We start from the raw sequence: 19,681 nt of genomic DNA, 5'->3' as shown, positions 1-19,681 counted from the left end.
TGTTTCGCTGCATATTCCCCTCTTTATCACTCAATTCAGTGCCCGCTCGGATAAGGCACTTTCAATCCTAAAGCGTGTCCGTTATAAGAGTGGGCGAATTTCTATTCTTAACGGTCAGGTACTTATGGTCACGCTTCATCATCTTGAAAACTCGCGTTCACAACGTATTCTCTGGTTGCTCGAAGAGCTGGGTATCGAATATGAAATCAAGCTTTATAAACGCGATCCTAAAACCAACCTGGCGCCAGATGAACTCAAAGCGATACACCCTCTTGGTAAGTCGCCGCTGATAACAGACGGTGGAAAAGTGATCGCCGAATCCGCTGTGATCATCAACTACCTGATCCGCAACTACGACAAAGATAATCGCTTCACCAATGCCACCGACTCTGATGCCGCCCAGCAAAATGAATACTGGCTGCACTTTGCTGAGGGTTCGCTAATGCCGTATCTGGTTATGAGCCTGGTATTCACCAAAGTAAAAACGGCCCCGATGCCTTTCTTTGTCCGACCGGTAGCCAAAGGAATTGCCGATCAGGTAATGAAGACTTTTATCAGCCCGAACGTTGAGAACTCCCTGCGCTTTATCGAAGATCACCTGAGTAAAAACATGTGGTTCTCTGGAGATGAAATGTCTGCCGCTGACTTTCAGATGATATTCCCTCTGGAAGCTGCCATGACTCGTTCCGACATAGCTTCTAAGCTACCGGCCATCAATGCCTGGGTGAAGAAAGTACATGCACTGCCTGCCTACCAGAATGCACTTAAAAAGGGTGGACCATACGATTACGCCTGATCGTAGAAAAACATTATGATGAATTTTTTTAAGAACACCTGGCTCGTCTGGATTATCGTCCTGACGGGCTGTGCTACTGCAGGCTTGCAGTCTTTAGACACCCAGGAATTATTCGGTAAATCGCTTATTGTAGAGCGTAGAGCTGACTTCAAGGCTGAGGAAGCCGCCTGGTTCAGAGAGGAAGTAAAGCCGGTTCTGGATCAGCGTTGTGTTGTCTGTCATGCCTGTAACGATGCACCGTGCCAGTTAAAACTGACGTCGGCTGAAGGTATTATGAGGGGAGCTAACCCTCAGAAGGTATACCACGGAACACGGCTGACCGCGGCCGAACCGACCCGATTAGGTATCGACGCAGACTCAACTGCTGAATGGCGACAAATGGGGTTCCACTCTGTGCTTAATGAGCGAACTCAAAGCCCGGAAGTAAACCTCGCTAACTCGCTCATTTATCAAATGCTGGCACTGAAGAAAAACGCGCCGGCACCTGAGAATGCACTCCTGAGTGATGACTACAATCTGGCTCTGAATCGCTCCCAGTCCTGCCCGACACGCGAAGAGTTCAATGAGTACGCAGAAGAACACCCCAAATGGGGAATGCCGTACGGACTGCCTGAAATCAGTGACAGCGAGTACAACACTCTGGTGCAGTGGCTTAGAGCCGGCTCGCCGATGTCTCAGCCGAAGCCCCTTTCCGATGAAACTAAACAGACGATCAAAGACTGGGAAACGTACCTGAACGACGACAGCCTGAAACAACAATTGGCTAGTCGGTATATGTACGAACACCTCTTCCTGGCCAGCCTGTATTTTTCGGATGAGCCTCTTTTCCGCGGTATCGACCCGAAACAACGGCCAGAAAACTTCTTCCGCCTGGTGCGTTCGTACACACCACCAGGTCTCCCGATTGAAGTCGTGGCAACACGCCGCCCGTATGACGACCCGGGCGTTAAGCGTATCTATTACCGATTAGAGCGTATAAAAGAAACCATCGTAGCCAAGACTCACATGCCTTACCGCCTCAACGACGAGCGTATGGAATGGATGAAGTCACTGTTCAACGAGCCTGACTACGAAATTACCAGCTTGCCTGGCTACGAGGTTCATATCGCCTCAAATCCTTTTATCGCGTTCCACGACCTGCCTGTGAACTCGCGATATCGCTTTATGCTTGAGGAGTCAGAATACATTATCCGTGGCTTTATCAAGGGGCCGGTTTGTCGTGGGCAAGTTGCGTTGAATGTGATCGACGATCACTTCTGGGCCGTATTTATCGACCCTGATGCCATTGACTCCGGAGAGCTTGCAGACTTCCTCAGCGAGCAGAGCGAGAACCTGCGCTTACCGGGCGAAGCAGAGAGTAACGCAGGGATTCTGAGCAACTGGTTGGAGTACTCAGACCTGCATAAAGACTACCTCGAAGCTAAAAACCAAAAAATGATCGAGCACTTCCCTGAAGGTAGAGAGCTCGATCTGGACCTGATCTGGGACGGCGATGGTCATAACCCGAATGCCGCTTTGACAATTATGAGGCACTTCGACAGCTCGTCTGTTGAGCAGGGTTTTATTGGTCAGCCGACCAAAACGGCCTGGGTAGTCGACTACACACTGCTTGAGCGAATCCACTATCTGTTAGTCGCCGAATTCGACGTCTACGGTAACGTCGGCCATCAGCTGATGACCCGTCTGTATATGGATTTTCTGAGAATGGAGGGCGAACACAACTTCCTTACCTTCCTGCCTCAGAAAAAGCGGATTGAACTGGCCAATTACTGGTATCGGGACGCCAGCGATGAAGTCGATGAGTATCTGGTAAATTATGAAGACTCAGTTATTACTGATCCGGGGATTGAATTTCAGACTCAGGAACAGAAAATCGAACTGTATGGCCTGCTGAAGACCCACCTGAAAGGCGCCACCTCTATGCGCTACGAGTTGTCAGGTGCTGTCACTCCTGAGCGGCTTTCAGCACTCTTACCGATCAATGATGTTGTGGGTAAGCAAGCCACACTGATGCCTGAGATCTCATTCGTTATGATTGATCAGGTGATGGGTGACCCTCAGGTGTTCACGCTATTGAGAGCAAGCGGCCACAGCAACCTGACGGGCCTGCTGTATGAGGAAAACAATCGTCTTCCGGAAGAGGATTACCTGACGATCGTACCTGGGCTTCTTGGCACTTATCCAGCGGCCATTTACCGTGTACCTGAGTACAAGTTAGGTGACTTTATCTCTGGCATTAAGGCGCTTGAATCAGAGGAAGACTATAAGTCGCTGGCAGGACAGTTCGCTGTCCGTCGCACGTCACCAGACTTCTGGCAAAAGAGTGACGAGCTGCATAGCTGGTTCCGTAAGGACAGTCCGCTGAACTACGGCGTGCTCGATTACGCTCGCCTTGAAAACAGGTAAGACGTCAGGCTTCAATACTTCTGAGGCACGGATGCCGGAGTATTGGTGTTAAGACACCAACAAATCAAACACCCACAAAAAAGCCGCATCAGATGCGGCTTCTTTGTGTTCTTGCACAACCGTTAGGCTGCGACTATCGACGCGCGATAACCCATACCGCGTGAATGATACCTGGCAGATAACCCAACAGGGTCAACAGAATATTCAGCCAGAATGCACCACCTATACCAACTTGCAGAAACACACCAAGTGGGGGTACCAGTACTGATAGTAAAATCCGGATAAGATCCATGTCCTACTCTCCATCATAATGAACGTAAAGATATAGATGGCTTATCCGGTCTGAAGTTCAAACTGTTTTACAGGCCAGCACTGCTGAGCAGGTTTTCGATGACTTCTTCATCTGGAATCCGGAAACTCGAATTCGAGTGAACCACCTTACCTTCCGGGTTAATCATGTACTTGTAAAAGTTCCAGCGAGGGTACTGGTCCTGACTGGCGACCTCTTTGAAAAGTGGGTGAGCATTCTCCCCCTTCACAGGTACTGTCGATAACATGGTAAAGGTGACGCCAAAGTTTTTGAAACAGACTTCAGCGGCTTCTGCCTCGTCTTTTGCTTCCTGATTAAAAGAATCAGAAGACACGCCCAGAACGACCAACCCGCGATCCTTATATTTCTCATGAATCGCTTCAAGATCGCCAAACTGATCCGTAAAGCCACAATGGCTCGCCGTATTCACAAGTAATACGGGCTTACCGTCCGTCACATCACACAGGTTCAGCATCTTACTGCTGTGAAGCTGTTTCATCGTATGGTGGTAAATTTCCGGGCAGGATTCTGGATAGCTACCTTCACTTTCTTCAGCCTGAACACTGATGCCTGCAAAGGTTAACGACAGCGCACCGATAAAAAATAACTGCTTGAGTGAATTACGCATGGTTTTCTCCTCAATGTGGTTATTAAGAATAGCAAAAACGCTGACAGGTAAGGAACAGGCCGTCCGGGCGCTGACATGATATTATCCGGCCACATTTCGTACACGCCGCTGAGGCGTGATGTCAGGAGATAGTATGGCGCTCAAGCACTTCATCACTCACAAAATAGCTAAGCTGGAAAAAGAACCAGCAGCCACTGTGACCTACAGCGACCTTGAGGGCGAAGTAGGTGAAGATACTCTGTCGGGTTACTACCAGCGTTGTGCCTCTCAACTGAAGGGTATTCTTTTACAGCGTAGCGGTAAGCGTTACGGTGTGTTCAATCCCGAATCGCCAGCGTTCAGCGCGCTTATCCGCAACTGGCAGAAAGAAGCCATGCCGTTTTCGAGCTGGGCACGCAAAGCCATTGCGCACATCAGCGCTAGCCTCGACAGTACCGACCTTCTTGTAGACGGCTATATCGCAGTATTTCACGAAGAGCTGGCGGATGCCGACAAACTCTATATCTTCCACCTGCGCTACAAAGACAGCGTGACGGTCGATGCTAACCTCAACCTGTCAGAAACCCGCTACCTGGACTTCTCAAATACCGGCTTTGGTGTATGCATCAATCTCACCGACTGGGCACAGGATGAAGACGCAAAGTACATCACTTTTTCTTTTGGCCGCGGTGACCGCCCTCTCCAGAACGCTATCCTCGAGGCTATCGGGTTCACGGATACCCTGAATACAACGGCAGAAACAGAGGAGTTCCTTGAAATCGTTGACTCCTACAGTCGTACGCTTCCCGAGGAACAGGCGTTTGAATATAAGTCTAAGGTTGTCGATTACTGCATTGAACAGGACCTGCGTGGCGAACCCGTCGTCTTCGAAGAGCTGGAAAACCACCTCGCCAACGAGACCAATGCAAAACCTGCAGAAGCATTTTCACATTATGTGATAGAGAAGAAGAAAGAGCGTCGTAAGCAACCCACTTCCGCAGGCGCTACTCCCGAAGAACTGGTTGCAGCCGGCGCTCCCGTGGCAGACGTTGCCGATGCCGTGAAAGCAGAGCTGATTCCAGACCGTAAGAAACTCAAAGGATTTATTCGCTTCAGTGGAAAGAATAAAGATCTGAGTCTGAGCTTTTCGGCTGCCCTGCTGGGTAAAGATATTGAATTCAATCCTGCGAACAAATCTCTTCTCATTCACAAGGTGCCAGAGAGCCTTCTCAAGCAACTGTCTGCCAAAAGCACTGATAGCGAAGACTAAACATAAAAAAGCCCGGCGGCTGCCGGGCTCTCATAATCATTAAGTAATCATCAATCTTCGTACTGCTGGTAGCTGTCGATAGTGACCGCCACCTGTGCATGCATAAAGTCACCGTCATGTGGCCACAAAAAAGCGGTCCATGGCGTCAGCGCAAGCGGGTTGATGACGTAGGTGTTATCAATCACCTCGTAATTGATATCGAAGCTCACACCCGCGATAGAGTTTGAGGACGTTTCTGTCCACTCAGCAGCCTCACTGCAGGCCGATTCTCCATCATTGCAAGCGTTAACGTAAAAAGTGAAAACGTCTTCAGTGTTAATGATCGCACCAAGTGACTCCGTCACCGTGCCAGCGTTCGCCTGATAGAAGCGATAGTACTGTGTCTGACGATCGCTTTCGTCATAGTAGGTATAAATGTTTTCGGTGTAGATAAAATCATCACCGCCTTGCTCAGTCACCTGTTCGCCGTACTCAATACCAACACAATTAGCAATCGAGCTATCTACTGAGCCTGCATTGCCTATATTGGTGTAGTCCAGGCCATACGTTGAGGTCAGTTGCTCAGCATCTTCAAAGCTGGTGCTGTCACTGACTTTGACACCTTCGAGTGTCAGCGTCGTACTTTCACCCACAGGCGTGGTGACGCGGCTACCTTCTGCCGACAGCGACCGGTTATTGCTGGCGAACGTCACAGTCAGGTCGGTCAGTGTCATTGCAGTGACACCGGATTCATCCATGTCACCAGTTTCAGTCAGCGTCGCCTCATAACCTGTTTCGGTCGCTGTCAGTTCAAAGTCTTTGCGCCACTCGCTGTCACAGCGGGTGAGCTCGTAAATGCCCTGCTCGTTCGCAGTGACTTTTACAAACTCACGGGTCATACCGGTATAGGCGTATGGATTCATGCTGTCTTCAGCGTTCGGGATACTGGAGTTTTCTTCCGTCACAATCATCCAGATACCCTCTGGTGATTCCGCGCTCAGGCTGCGATCAACTAGCGGCAGACCAGTAAACCCCTGAGGAAAACACCCCGCCAGCGAAAGAGAAAGACCAGCAACGGCCGCAGGTGCCAGAGCAGGTTTAATGAGCTTGAGCATGGATAACTCCATTTAATTTGTTATTCGAGTCGGACACCAGAATACCTGATAAACGCCTGTCTATTATCTCAAAAGGTGCAAAGTGGCCTCATCTGCCCCACATCCGTAAGACAAAATACGCCACCATCGACAAAGCGGCTCCAAGAATCAATCTGTAGACAGCGTTACGTCTAACCGAGTTCGCATAAAGTCTCCATCATGCGGCCACAAGAAAGCAGTTAAAGGCGTCATGGCGAGTGGGTTCAAGACATACTCGTTATCAATCACCTCGAAGTTGATGTCGAAAGTAATCCCCTCAGCCGAAACCGTGCTGGTTTCGGTCCATTCTGCTCCTGCTTCGCAGGCCGTCTCGTCTCCTGTGCCAACGGAACAGGCATGTACGTACATGGTGGCGACGCCCGGTTCAGCCTGCTCATCGCGCCCTAAGTCCGTACTGCTGACGACGATCACCGCCCCCAATGAGCGGGTTAATTCACCGTCGGTATTCTGATTCAGCTCGTAATACTGAATCTGATCAGAAGGGTCGCCTTCCGGCGTATTAAGAATGACCGTGAAGTAGCGCTGGTCAAGCTGCCACTCATCTGTGGTCGATTCGGTCGTTTTCTGACCTACGGATGAACCAACACAATGAACTGGGAGATCAGTGCGGCTTCGAGGCGCCCCCTCAGGCTCAGCATCAGCGTTGCCCAGGTTCACGTAATCCAGCTGAGCAGATGCCGCGAACTCATCAGCAGCATAAAAGTCAGGGGCGTCACTGACCTTTACCCCCTCGACCGAGAGGGCCAGGTTTTCTCCGGCTGGCTGCGTTATTTTGCTTCCCGAGACGGTTAGCGTCTGGTTATCTGCCCCGTAAACAACACTGAACTGCGTCGTAGTCGTGTACTCAACGCCACCCTCATCCGGAGCAGTAGTTTCAGAATAGGTTGCATCGTAGCCTGTCTCGGTTGCGGTAAGTTCATATTCATCTCGCCAACTGCCATCACAGCGGGTGAGAACATAAATGCCATCACCGTTCTCAGTAACAGAAACAAACTCCCGATTCGTTTTCTCAAATAAGAAAGGGTTCATCGAATCTCCTGAATTAGGAATTTCAGAAGATTCTTCAGACACAAGCATCCAGATACCTTCCGGAGAATCTGTCGTAAGGTTGCTGTTCACCTCAGGTAATGCTGTAGAGAAAACCGGGTTATCGACTCCTGAATCACTGCCGTTATCAACTTCTGGCTCACTGCCGTTATCCGTCTCGGAATCTTCATTAGGAGCTTCATTGACTGGTTTATCACCTGAGCTGTCCGCGACCTCTCCGTTGTCAGTTGTTGCATCATCTGCTCCGCAACCAGACATTAATGCACTGAAGGTAAACACAAGGGCAAGTGGGGAAAGAGCACGCCAACGTATTGTTTCTGAATTCTGCATTGTTGTTATCCTTATCATATTTGATACACCTACCAGCTCCGACGAACCTGCATTGAGAAGAGTTCCTGACTGATATGTGATTTCAGAGAAAAGTGTACCAATTCTCTACCCCAATACGACAATGCAGGTTACGCCAGAATCCATTGGCTCGATCCGTCTGCCTTCGCTATCGTGGACTGTTAATCATTCACAAACTCTGCAAGGATGCACAGATGAATACGATTCCTGACTGGCAAGCGCCACTTAAACGTACCTTCGGCTTTGATCAGCTACGCGAAGGCCAGCAACCCGTTGTTGAGGCCATACTGGCCGAGCGATCTGCCGCTGCGATTTTCCCAACGGGTTCAGGTAAGTCCCTCTGCTATCAGCTACCCGCCCTGTTGCTTCCGAACCTGACCTTAGTGGTGTCGCCGCTGTTAGCACTGATGCAGGATCAGGTGGCTTTTCTTCGTAGCAAAGGCGTTGCCGCTGCCAGCCTCGACTCCACTCTCAGCCGCAAAGAGTTGACCTCAGTACAGCAAGGCGTTCGCTGCGGTGAAATAAAGATTCTTTTTATCTCAGTGGAGCGTTTAAAAAATGAGCGTTTCCGCGAATTTATCCGGGGGGTTGCTATTTCTTTGCTGGTCGTCGACGAAGCCCACTGTATTTCAGAATGGGGCCATAACTTCCGCCCGGATTACCTGAAACTGCCCCACTGGCGTCGCGAATTTAATATCCCGCAATCTTTGCTCTTAACAGCAACGGCGACACAGCCCGTCGTAGAAGACATGCGCCGACATTTTGATATCGTGGAATCCGATGTCATCAGTACCGGTTTCTATCGGCCAAACCTTCGATTATTAGTTCAGCCCACGCCAGTACATGAACGCATACACAAATCTGCTCAATGGTTAAATCACCGGATCAAAAAAGGCGAACCTTTCGGCAGTATTATTTATGTCACACAGCAGAACACCGCCGACGAAGTCGCCATCCAGTTAAGCCAGATGGTATCCGTGCCGGTGGAGTCCTATCATGCAGGCCTTGCCAGCGAGAGACGTCAGGAGATTCAGCAGCGTTTTATGTCAGGGACGACACCCTGCATCGTGGCGACCATTGCCTTTGGTATGGGCATCGACAAAAGCAATATCCGTCAGGTACTGCATTATGACTTACCGAAGTCGATAGAAAACTACAGTCAGGAAATCGGCCGCGCCGGGCGTGACCGGAATCCCTCCGACTGTGTATTGCTCGCCGATTTAAGTGGCTTAACCGTGCTTGAGAATTTCACCTACGGCGATACGCCAACCCTCGGGGCGATTAAGCGTTTACTCACCACCATCAGTACAGATACCGCTGTAAACAGCAATGGCTCTGGCCGTTGGGAGACCATGATGCAGCCGCTGTCGAACCAGACAGATATCCGCCCACTGCCGTTAAAAACATTGCTTGTGCATTTAGAAATGGCTGGACGAGTCACCCCGCTCTACAGCTACTATGCCGAATACCGTTTTAAGCCAGAATCCGAAAGCGCCCTGCTCGCTCAGTTCAGTGGCGAGCGGCAGACGTTTATTCAGACGCTGTTAAATCACAGTAAAAAAGGCCGCACCTGGTACAGCCTGGATATGGATGCACTAATTCATAGCCTTGGACCGGAAGCGCGCTCGCGTGCAGTGAAAGCCTTAGAATATTGTGCTGAACAGCAGTGGTTAACGCTAGAAATAAAGCAGATGACCGAGGTGTATGAGGTAAAATCTTGGCAAGTATCCGAGACCGACGCCATTGCCGATGAACTGCACCAGAGCTTTATGGCCCATCAGAACAGTGATATTCAACGCCTTCACAATATGGTGAACCTGTTTCAGTCCCAGCAGTGTTTAAGCCGACAACTGGCCGTGTATTTTAATGATCATTCGATGGCACAGGATTGCGGCCACTGTTCTGTCTGCATGGATAAATGGCAGCCCTGGCCGCAGAACAGTGTCGTGAATGCACCTGAGCCTTCTGTTATTCAGGGAATGGTGTCGGAGTTTAATCAGGCGTATCAGGCGATGTTTAAACTGCTGCCTGAGCCTGAAACTCAGACCCGGTTTTTAAGTGGTATGACGAGCCCGTGGCTGACTAAAGTAAAAGTCAGAAAACTTGCGAATTATGCAGCACTCGAGCAAGTACCGTATGCTGCCGTGCTGAATGCGTTACAGAGCTAACGCTCGGACATTAAGATTTTTTACCGGCGTTATCCGCAATCCGGCGGATAACCCGCGACGCTGCCACAAAGCCAAACGTGCCCGTGACCATAGTGGCGGAGCCAAAGCCACTGTTGCAGTCGAGGCGCGTACTTTCGCCCGCGAAGGCTTTCGTCTGACATACAGTGCCATCACTGCCCGGGTACACCAGCTGCTCGGTCGAGAACACACAAGGAATCGAATAATTACGCGACGCATTGCGTGAAAACCCATACTCACGGCGCAACAGCGAACGTACTTTACGCGCGAGCGGATCATTGAAGGTTTTATTCAGATCACCGACCTGAATCTGCGTCGGGTCCGTCTGACCACCAGCCGCCCCCGTGGTAACGATACGAATCTTGCGACGCTTACAGAAGGCAATCAGCGCGGCTTTGTTCTTTACACTATCGATGCAATCGATCACGTAATCCATATCCGGCGTGATCTGCTCTTCCAGATTCGAAGCCGTGACAAACGCCATACGAGCATCGACATCGATCTCAGGATTAATGTCTTTTAAACGCTCAGCAACCGCTTCGCACTTGAGCTTACCGACCGAGCTGGTCATGGCGTGAATCTGTCGATTGGTGTTGGTGACACAGATATCGTCCATGTCGATCAGAGTGATCTTACCCACCCCGGTACGCGCCAGAGCTTCCGCCGCCCAGCTACCGACACCACCAATACCAATCACACAGACGTGTGCATCGTGCAGGCGTTGCAAGCCGTCTGCACCGTATAAACGGCCAATACCGCCGAAACGGTCGAGGTAGGATGGACTCATCGAAGAAGACATTATGGAACTCAGAGATCAAAAACGTGGGAAGATTATATCAGCTTAACTGCCGACTCTCTTCTTCCCTGAGCGTCAGTACTTCGAACCCTTCGGCCGTTACGGCAATAGATTCGTAGGTCCTCGCTCTAACAGATGGGATCAATCTTCGGATGGAACAAAAGCAAAACCGTTCTTTCCGTCTTTCTTTACCCGATACATGGCGGCATCTGCGGCTTTAAGCAGTGATTCGAGATCCTCCCCATCGTCAGGGAAGTTAGCAATGCCGATACTGGCGCTGACCCGGGCCTGGGCGCCCTCAACCGGGATTGGCTCGTGCAGGCAATCCAGAATACGCTGAGCCATACGTTCAGAATCTGCTCGCGAGCTGGCGTGAGATAGCAGTACATATTCGTCCCCACCAATCCGGGCCAGCAGGTCGCTCTCACAAATAACCTCCTGTAAGCGTCTGGCCACTTCACGCAACACCTCATCACCGGCACTGTGGCTGAAGTTGTCATTGATTGCTTTGAAGCCATCCAGGTCAATAAACATCAGCCAGAGTGGCTGTTTATCAAGGGCGGCATGAGCGAGTTCAGCGTCGGCGGCCTCCTGCATGTAGTGCAGGCTATGCACACCCGTAAGAGCATCCTTCATCGCAATATCATGCAGCCTGGAGCGCGCTGACTCGACTTCTTCCAACGCCTCGTACAATTCGGTGAAATCATACTCGACCACCAGAAACAGGAAATCCCCATTCAACGGATGGCGGGTACGGCGAATATCCAGGCTATGGCGGCGCGGCCCATTGGCGGTTTGCATGATGTAGTCCCAGCGGCCTTCTTCTCCTGCCTGCACCCGCTTGAGGCAGGTTTGTCCGTCAGCAGGGTCTGCAAAGCGGGCAACAAAAGGAGAGATATCTGCTGCCAGAGACTGGCCATGGATATAGTTATAAGCATCGGTTGCCGCAGGGTTTTCTACCACGGGTGTACCATCCAGGGTGAAGGTAGTTGCAGGCACCCGCGTATAGCGCATCGCCTCCATCAAGAGCAGATTTTCGGGCTGCTCCCCCATGTTCACCTGTTCATTGATGTAGGCAATGATGCCCCGATGGCGGTCTGGCCCCAACAGCACTGCCCGGTGCATCATCAACAACGTCTTAGGTTTACCGTTCGGATAGGTTGTCCAGGGGTCAACGGTAAGGCCTTCGCGCACCGCGAGCTCAAAGGTTTGCAACGTACGGTCACGCGCGCCCTGAGTATCACCTGACAGATCTTTGTCGATCAGTGCTTGCACCGAATCCAGCCCCCAGAAGGCAACCGCTGCTGAGTTGCCCCACCACCAACCGTGCTTATCGATATCGAACACCCAAACAACGTTGGGTATCAGTTCATAAAGCTTCAATTCCTCAATGGTATCGATATGAACCAGATGACCATACTGACTGAGATTTACCACGGTTGAACAACGACCTCGACGACGTTGATAGTGCTTTCCTCTGCTAGTTGAAACTCACAAGTCCGCTGTGAGATGGATTGTAGATAACAAGTACGTTCAACTATAGCAGGAGTCTATCTGACTGCTACTGACTCAGACCTGACTACAGTTTCCAGTGGCCCAGATTGCCTAACTCAATTCCGCACACTTGCTTGAAAAGATGGCGCCCCTACAAATTCACCAACTGAATCCTTGGCCCGTCATCCAGCAACTGCCGGTACAACTGATCGACGATCTGAGGGTTACGGACGTCTTCGAGAGAAATTCGCCCCATCATTTGCATGATGAGCTGATTGATGCCCCCCCAACCGTCTGAGAGATTACAGGTATCAGTGATATCACAGACGTGATGATCCTGAGAGCACTCAGTCAGGGCAATAGGGCCTTCAAACGCTTCAACTACATCCCGTACGCTGATCTGTGCAGGTGGTCGGGCGATGCGATAACCGCCTTTCGCACCGCGGCGTGCGATTACAAGGCCGCTATCGACCAGTGCCTTCATCACTTTGCGTACGGTCGGAACGTTGAGACCAGTGGTCGATGAAATGTCATCCACCGACTGCTGAACCGCGCCCTGCGCCGCCAGGTGATTAAGCACCACGATTCCGTAATCTGTGAGTTTGCCGATTCTGAGCATCTGTCTTTCCTGTGGATCAGGCCGCCGTGTTTTTCTTAGAACCCGATTGAGAATCATTGTCGATTCGTCAGCATTCATGGGCTTTGATACAATCCTGACACAAAGCATACCAACTTGGTATTCTTTCTGTACAGACAGAGAGTACCTGAGTAAAATACTCAGTTATTGACGCCAGTTCTGATAAACTGCCGCTCGATAACGATGTACCCGATGCACCTATGATGCGACGCGAGAGAAGTAGCTATGGCCACCAACGCTGAAATTGAAAGCCAGATCAAAGCCCGTGAATACAAAGCCGGCTTCGTCACCAACATTGAGTCCGAGACCCTGCCACCGGGGCTGGATGAAGATGTGGTGCGCTTTATTTCGGCTAAAAAAGGTGAGCCAGAGTGGCTGACAGAGTGGCGCTTAAAAGCATATCGCGAATGGCTGACGATGGAAGAGCCTGACTGGGCGCACTTGGGTTACCCTGAAATCGATTATCAAGGCGTGTCTTACTACTCTGCGCCTAAGAGCATGGAAGACAAACCAAAATCGCTTGATGAAGTCGACCCAGAGCTGCTGGAAACCTACAACAAGTTGGGTATCCCACTGCACGAGCAAATGGCACTTGCGGGCGTTGCCGTTGATGCCGTGTTCGACTCAGTATCCGTCGCGACTACATTCCGCGAAAAGCTGGAAGAAGCTGGCGTTATCTTTATGCCGATTTCAGAAGCCGTTCACGAGTACCCAGAGCTGATCAAGAAGTACATGGGCTCTGTTGTACCTCAGCGCGATAACTTCTTTGCAGCACTGAACTGCGCCGTGTTCTCCGATGGTTCCTTTGTGTATATCCCGAAAGGGGTTCGCTGCCCGATGGAACTGTCTACGTATTTCCGTATCAACGAAGCCATGACCGGCCAGTTTGAGCGTACTTTAATTGTCGCCGATGAAGGTTCGTACGTCAGTTACCTCGAAGGCTGTACTGCACCGATGCGTGATGAAAACCAGCTGCACGCAGCCGTTGTAGAGCTGGTCGCTCTTGATGGTGCTGAAATTAAGTACAGCACAGTACAGAACTGGTACCCAGGCGATGAAAACGGCAAAGGCGGTATCTACAACTTCGTGACCAAGCGTGCGGTTGCTCATACCAACGCTAAAGTCAGCTGGACTCAGGTTGAAACCGGTTCTGCCGTCACCTGGAAGTACCCAAGCTGTGTACTGAAAGGTGACAACAGCATTGGCGAATTTTATTCCGTTGCCCTGACCAATAATTATCAGCAAGCCGACACCGGCACCAAGATGATTCACATGGGTAAGAACACTAAGTCGACCATTATTTCGAAAGGTATTTCTGCGGGTAAAAGTCAGAATGCTTATCGCGGCTTAGTGCGAATGGGTCCAATGGCGGAAGGTGCGCGTAACTTCACTCAGTGCGATTCTCTGCTCTTAGGCGATAAGTGTGGTGCTCATACCTTCCCATATATTGAGAGCAAGCACCCAAGTGCTGTAGTAGAACACGAAGCAACGACATCGACCGTAAGCGATGATCAGTTGTTCCTGTGTCAGCAGCGCGGCATCGATACCGAGAAAGCGGTATCCATGATTGTTAACGGGTTCTGTAAAGAAGTATTTAAAGAGTTGCCGATGGAGTTTGCCGTAGAGGCAGGAAAGCTGCTCGAAATATCCCTAGAAGGCTCCGTAGGCTAAATCTGCTATTGCGCTCGGCCGGGCATTGTTAAAAATTTTTTCGGGATGCTCATGTATGACTTATACACTCCGCTCCCTCAAAAATTTTTGCCTCCCCCGGCCTTCGCTCACGACGCAGATTGTTTTACTCGAAAGCGTTAGTCGTTAAGACGCGAATTATGGGAGATTGGAAGAATTTGAGGCTCAGCCAACCTTCTTCCGATCTACCGAAAAATTGAAATTTGAACACTAACCGTCTGCCACCAGACGAAAGGTTAAAGAAATGATCGAGATTAAAGACCTCAAGGCCAGCGTTGAAGAAAAAGACATTCTCAAAGGCCTGAACCTGAACATCGGCCCAGGTGAAGTACACGCCATCATGGGTCCGAACGGTGCCGGTAAAAGTACCCTGGGTAACGTACTGGCGGGTCGTGAAGGCTACGAAGTGACTGGCGGTTCGGCCACGTTGAATGGCAAAGATATTCTCGATCTTGATCCAGAAGAGCGCGCTCGCGAAGGTCTGTTTCTGGCATTTCAGTATCCGGTCGAAATTCCGGGCGTATCAAACCTCGAATTCCTGAAGGCCTCTGTTGATGCAGTACGTGAACAACAAGGCAAGCCAGCGTTAGATTCTGTTCAGTTTTTAAAACTTGCTCGTGAAAAGTGCAAAGCAGTAAACCTCGATCAGAGCTTCCTCAAGCGTGGCGTTAACGAAGGTTTTTCTGGTGGTGAGAAAAAGCGTAACGAGCTGATGCAGATGATGCTGCTGGAACCAAGCCTGTGCATCCTCGATGAAACCGACTCCGGTCTGGATATCGATGCCCTACAGGTGGTCGCTGATGGTGTGAACGCAATGCGCGATGCTAACCGCAGCTTTATCGTAGTTACCCACTACCAGCGTCTGCTCGACTATATCGTGCCAGACTATGTTCACGTTCTGGCGAATGGCCGCATCGTGAAATCCGGCGGTAAAGAACTGGCGCTGGAGCTGGAAGAAAAAGGCTACGGCTGGCTGGAAAACGGTAACGAAAACGGAGCTGAGTGATATGGCCGCTGAATTTATTGCCCAGCAGCTTGAACTTGCAAAAGGCATCAGCCCACTGGCATGGCTCGAATCAACAAATGAGCGCGGCCAACAGGCCTTCGCTGAAGCCACTGTGCCTACACGTAAAACCGAAGACTGGAAATACACCTCACTGTATAACCTGACTGAAACCGGCTTTGCCAACAGTGCTCCGCACGCTCAGGCGCATGCACCGGTTGTTCCGGGTCTTCAGGCTAATCGCCTTGTAGTTGCTAACGGCGAGCTGGATACTTCCGCATCAGACGCTGCTGCACTCGAGCTGGTCGTTCGTTTCCGTGACGCTCGCCCGGAACAGCAGGAAGCCATTCGTGAACTATTAGGCAATGTAAAAGGTGAGCGCGGACATTTGTTTGCCGACCTCAATGACGCCAGCATTAACGATGGCTTGTTTGTTCTGGTCGAGAAGAACCAACGCCTCGAGCACCCGCTGCACATTGTCTACGCCAACACCGTAGGCGATGCACCTTTTACCGTTAATACGCGTTTATTGATCGCTCTCGAACAGGGTTCTGACGCCACGATCATCGAGCACTATGCGGGTGACGATACTGTCGATGGTAAGCAGAATAATTTCACCAATGCGGTTACTGAAATCCGCGTTGGCGATAACGCCAAACTGGTGCATTACCGCATGCAACTGATGGCAGAGTCTGCATTTCATATTGGCGGTACCTTTATCGATCTGCAGCGTGATTCGCGTTACGAAGGTTTTCATTTAGGTCTGGGTTCTGCCCTCACCCGCAATGACATTATCGTGAACCATAATGTTGGCGGTTCGCACTGCGAAATGAACGGTGTCTATGTTCCGCAGAACAAACAGGTCATTGATTTTCATACCTGCGTTGAGCACAAAGCAGCGCACTGTACGACCGACGAAGTGTTCCGCGGCATTATGAATGATAAAGCCAAAGCAACTTTTAACGGCCGTATTCATATTCATCCGGATGCCCAGAAAACGCTGGCTGAACTGAGCAACAAAAACCTGCTGCTGACAAACACCGCCGAGATCAACACCAAGCCTGAGCTTGAGATCTACGCTGATGACGTTCAGTGCGCACACGGTGCCACCGTCGCTCAGCTTGAAGAAAAAGCCCGCTTCTATCTGCAAAGCCGTGGTATCAGCGCCGCCGATGCTGAAGTGATGCTGAGCTTTGGTTTTATCAATGAACTGCTGAATGGTCTGAACGATGAAGCGCTGGGCCTTTGGCTACGCCCTCAGTTGGCAAAACGCTTTGGTCGAGATGACGATCTGTCCGCTCAACTCTCTGGAGAGCTGTAAGAATGACTCAGGCGCTGATTAACGACATCCGTGCACAATTCCCGGCACTTCATCAGGAAGTGAACGGCAAGCCGCTGGTTTACCTCGATAACGGCGCGACCACTCAAAAGCCGCAATGCGTTATTGATGCGCTGAGTGATTATTATCGCCTGAATAATTCGAATGTTCACCGTGGCGCTCACACGTTGAGTGATCGCGCTACCCAGCAGTTTGAAGATGCACGTAAAACCCTGCAGGTATTTTTGAACGCGAAAAAATCAGAAGAAGTCGTCTGGACCCGTGGCACAACCGAGTCGATTAATCTGGTTGCTGCGACCTGGGGCCGTCAGAACATCAAAGCCGGTGACGAAATACTGGTCACAGGCATGGAGCACCACTCGAACATCGTTCCGTGGCAGATGCTGTGTGAGCAGACAGGTGCAACACTTCGTCCTATTCCGGTAAAAGATAATGGCGAGTTGGATATGGAAGCGTTTACTTCCATGCTCAACGATAAGGTAAAACTAGTGGGCGTTGTTCATGTGTCCAACGCATTAGGCACGATTAATCCCGTCGCTGACATTATTAAGATGTCTCACGATGTAGGTGCCAAAGTACTGGTTGATGGTGCCCAGGCCGTTGCCCACTGGGATGTCGATGTGCAGGCACTCGATGTCGACTTCTACGCCTTCTCTGGTCATAAGCTGTTCGGCCCGACTGGTATCGGTGTGCTGTACGGCAAAGAAGAACTGCTGAATGCCATGCCGCCTTATCAGGGCGGAGGTGAAATGATTGAGCACTGCTCTTTCGATGGTACAACCTACAATGTTCTGCCCTTTAAATTTGAAGCAGGCACCCCCAACATTGCTGGGGCCATCGGTTTGGCTGCCGCGGTTAGTTATCTGAATGGCGTGGACCGTGCAGCACTTGAGCAACACGAGAATGCGCTGCTCGTACGTGCCAACGAACTGGCCGACGAGATTGGCGGTATCCGTAAAATCGGTACTGCACCACATAAAGCGAGCGTATTCAGCTTCCTGTTGGATGGTGCACACCCTGCTGACGTCGGTACTCTGCTCGACCAGCAAGGCATTGCCGTTCGCACTGGCCATCACTGTGCGATGCCATTGATGAACCAGTTTAAGGTGCCGGGTACAGTTCGTGCCTCGTTCAGTTTTTATAACACCATGGACGATGTTGAGCGCCTGTTTGCTGGCCTTGAAAAAGCCAAAATGTTTTTACTCTAAGGTGATCCGGCTATGAATATTGAGACTTATGATCCAAATGCTAAAGCAGAAGTCTCCATGACGGAGGCAGCGATTGCACACGTGCGTAAGCAGCTGAGCAAAAACCCAGACATGAAAGGTATTCGCCTTGCAGTCAAAAAGAGTGGCTGTTCAGGCTTTAAATATGATGTCGAATTCGTTGATGATGAAAAGTCAGAAGACGATGCGATTCAGGTAGCCGACGACGTGACCCTTTACGTTGCAGCAGACGCCCGTGCCTATGTCCGTGGTACAGTGATCGACTTCACCAAAGAAGGCCTGAACAGCACCATTACCTTCAACAACCCGAACGCCAAAGATCTGTGTGGCTGCGGTGAAAGTTTCAGCGTCTGAAGCTCAATTAAACTGGTCTGCTTAAACGGCTTGAGCCTCCAGCCGTTTAAGTAATTTCTTACACCGCAATGCCATCTCTTCTTTTTCAAGAGCCTGTAACGCTTCATGCATCAAGGAATAGGCCTTAATCAATAGCTGATTATCTGAGCAGTCCTGATGCATACCATTCACCAGTCGAATTACGGCTGGGTAATCCCCAAAGGATGCGTAATCCTGCGCGAGTGTGAATCGCACTTCGTAGCTTGTCGGTTTGAAGTCAGGGATGACGCTGCGGGTCTGGTTATAAATTCGCTTAAGCTGGGCCTGATGTCCTTTATGCAGCTTATAAGCCATGTAGTCGTCGGCAAACTCAGGCAGATCTTCTTTGTTTCCGGTAGCCGTTAAAAATTCGAAATATTCATCATTGAGCGACAGGTCCTGCCCATGACGATCCAGTGTTTTCTTATATAAGCGATTGACGCCCTCATAGTCGCCTTCTTTGATCAGAACACTGATCTTCGCCCGGCTACGCTCTACTTCGCTCCGATATATCGGAGCATCCCCCGTCTGCGCTCGCGCGTAAAAACCAAGCTTTTCCTGATACTGGAAAACCACGTAGCCGAGGAGGTGAAAGATAACCACCATATAGAAATTAGAAATGACTGATTGCAGAATCATGCTCGCCCACTCGAATCCAGAGAAGACCATGTAAGAAAGCAACCCAACAGACGAACTCATCAATAAAAGAAGACCAATCAGAATGCCGTACGGTAAGCCCACAGCACTGACAATACGTAATATATTCTGTGGCGCAAACGACGCCAGTACGCGATCGGTTAACGCAAAATTAATCAGAAAGGCGGGAATACTGAGCACAACCAAGGCGCCAAGTAGCCCGGTAATCCCTGCACCCAAATAATGGTATGAGCCGATCCCACCTGCGGTAATCAGGATAATTAAACCAATCATTTTGAAAATAATCACGATGCCACCCGAGAAGGCTTCACTCAGATCGGGAGGAGACATATTTCCCGCGGCCGTCTCTTCCAGGCATTGAAAGC

At 50.5% G+C, this 19,681-nt stretch carries 17 protein-coding genes; 9 read left to right on the top strand and 8 right to left on the bottom strand.

Annotation, left to right across the window (positions count from 1 at the left end):
• Positions 1-124 precede the first annotated feature (124 nt).
• Positions 125-796: a glutathione S-transferase gene (locus B2067_RS09670; protein ID WP_301388286.1), complete on the top strand. Its 672-nt coding sequence runs from the start codon at positions 125-127 to the stop codon at positions 794-796.
• A 15-nt stretch (positions 797-811) separates the two neighbouring features.
• Complete coding sequence (locus tag B2067_RS09665; RefSeq protein ID WP_301388285.1) at positions 812-3,202, top strand: fatty acid cis/trans isomerase; 2,391 nt, start codon at positions 812-814, stop codon at positions 3,200-3,202.
• Positions 3,203-3,335: 133 nt separating this feature from the next.
• Here B2067_RS09665 and B2067_RS09660 read toward each other — a convergent pair whose 3' ends face one another.
• Together B2067_RS09660 and B2067_RS09655 are read right to left on the bottom strand one after the other, a co-directional pair.
• Entirely contained in the window at positions 3,336-3,494 is a 159-nt protein-coding gene (locus B2067_RS09660) for a YqaE/Pmp3 family membrane protein (protein ID WP_076515971.1), read from the bottom strand.
• A 67-nt stretch (positions 3,495-3,561) separates the two neighbouring features.
• Positions 3,562-4,140, bottom strand: a complete 579-nt coding sequence (locus tag B2067_RS09655) for a glutathione peroxidase (protein WP_068441235.1) — start codon at positions 4,138-4,140, stop codon at positions 3,562-3,564.
• Positions 4,141-4,273: 133 nt separating this feature from the next.
• Between B2067_RS09655 and B2067_RS09650 the strand changes: the two genes are divergently transcribed.
• Positions 4,274-5,389: a nucleoid-associated protein gene (locus B2067_RS09650; protein WP_301388284.1), complete on the top strand. Its 1,116-nt coding sequence runs from the start codon at positions 4,274-4,276 to the stop codon at positions 5,387-5,389.
• Positions 5,390-5,439: 50 nt separating this feature from the next.
• On the opposite strand, the gene B2067_RS09645 is transcribed toward B2067_RS09650, so the two are convergent.
• A complete protein-coding gene (locus tag B2067_RS09645; protein WP_301388283.1) occupies positions 5,440-6,483 on the bottom strand; it encodes a hypothetical protein in 1,044 nt (347 codons plus the stop codon).
• Positions 6,484-6,630: 147 nt separating this feature from the next.
• Complete coding sequence (locus tag B2067_RS09640; RefSeq protein ID WP_301388282.1) at positions 6,631-7,899, bottom strand: hypothetical protein; 1,269 nt, start codon at positions 7,897-7,899, stop codon at positions 6,631-6,633.
• Positions 7,900-8,111: 212 nt separating this feature from the next.
• Between B2067_RS09640 and B2067_RS09635 the strand changes: the two genes are divergently transcribed.
• Positions 8,112-10,085 (top strand): RecQ family ATP-dependent DNA helicase, encoded by a 1,974-nt coding sequence (locus B2067_RS09635; RefSeq protein ID WP_301388281.1) that lies wholly within the window; start codon positions 8,112-8,114, stop codon positions 10,083-10,085.
• Positions 10,086-10,095: 10 nt separating this feature from the next.
• Here B2067_RS09635 and tcdA read toward each other — a convergent pair whose 3' ends face one another.
• The 3 genes from tcdA to B2067_RS09620 all read right to left on the bottom strand — a co-directional run bounded on the left by tcdA (position 10,096) and on the right by B2067_RS09620 (position 13,012).
• A complete protein-coding gene (gene tcdA / locus B2067_RS09630; protein ID WP_301388280.1) occupies positions 10,096-10,902 on the bottom strand; it encodes a tRNA cyclic N6-threonylcarbamoyladenosine(37) synthase TcdA in 807 nt (268 codons plus the stop codon).
• 138 nt (positions 10,903-11,040) lie between these two features.
• Positions 11,041-12,336, bottom strand: a complete 1,296-nt coding sequence (locus B2067_RS09625) for a sensor domain-containing diguanylate cyclase (RefSeq protein WP_301388278.1) — start codon at positions 12,334-12,336, stop codon at positions 11,041-11,043.
• Positions 12,337-12,544: 208 nt separating this feature from the next.
• A complete protein-coding gene (locus B2067_RS09620) occupies positions 12,545-13,012 on the bottom strand; it encodes an SUF system Fe-S cluster assembly regulator (protein WP_301388276.1) in 468 nt (155 codons plus the stop codon).
• Positions 13,013-13,255: 243 nt separating this feature from the next.
• On the opposite strand from B2067_RS09620, the gene sufB reads away from it, so the two are divergent.
• From sufB to B2067_RS09595, 5 genes are all read left to right on the top strand, one after another.
• On the top strand, positions 13,256-14,701 hold the full coding sequence (gene sufB, locus B2067_RS09615; protein WP_076515938.1) for a Fe-S cluster assembly protein SufB: 1,446 nt from the start codon (positions 13,256-13,258) through the stop codon (positions 14,699-14,701).
• A gap of 262 nt (positions 14,702-14,963) precedes the next feature.
• Positions 14,964-15,725, top strand: coding sequence for a Fe-S cluster assembly ATPase SufC (sufC, locus tag B2067_RS09610; protein WP_076515936.1), 762 nt, complete (start codon positions 14,964-14,966; stop codon positions 15,723-15,725).
• Between the two features lies 1 nt (position 15,726).
• On the top strand, positions 15,727-17,043 hold the full coding sequence (sufD, locus tag B2067_RS09605) for a Fe-S cluster assembly protein SufD (RefSeq protein ID WP_301388274.1): 1,317 nt from the start codon (positions 15,727-15,729) through the stop codon (positions 17,041-17,043).
• A 2-nt stretch (positions 17,044-17,045) separates the two neighbouring features.
• Complete coding sequence (locus B2067_RS09600) at positions 17,046-18,269, top strand: aminotransferase class V-fold PLP-dependent enzyme (protein WP_301388273.1); 1,224 nt, start codon at positions 17,046-17,048, stop codon at positions 18,267-18,269.
• Between the two features lie 12 nt (positions 18,270-18,281).
• On the top strand, positions 18,282-18,641 hold the full coding sequence (locus B2067_RS09595; RefSeq protein WP_068434652.1) for a HesB/IscA family protein: 360 nt from the start codon (positions 18,282-18,284) through the stop codon (positions 18,639-18,641).
• Between the two features lie 21 nt (positions 18,642-18,662).
• Here B2067_RS09595 and B2067_RS09590 read toward each other — a convergent pair.
• Positions 18,663-19,681 (bottom strand): hypothetical protein (locus B2067_RS09590; RefSeq protein WP_301388272.1); only part of this gene is annotated, 1,019 nt, incomplete at its 5' end.

It is taken from the genome of Thalassolituus sp. UBA2590 (assembly GCF_002339775.1).
GTDB lineage: Bacteria > Pseudomonadota > Gammaproteobacteria > Pseudomonadales > Oceanobacteraceae > Thalassolituus.
The sequence above is the reverse complement of the archived record's forward strand: the minus strand, read 5'-3'. Positions and strand labels throughout refer to the sequence as shown.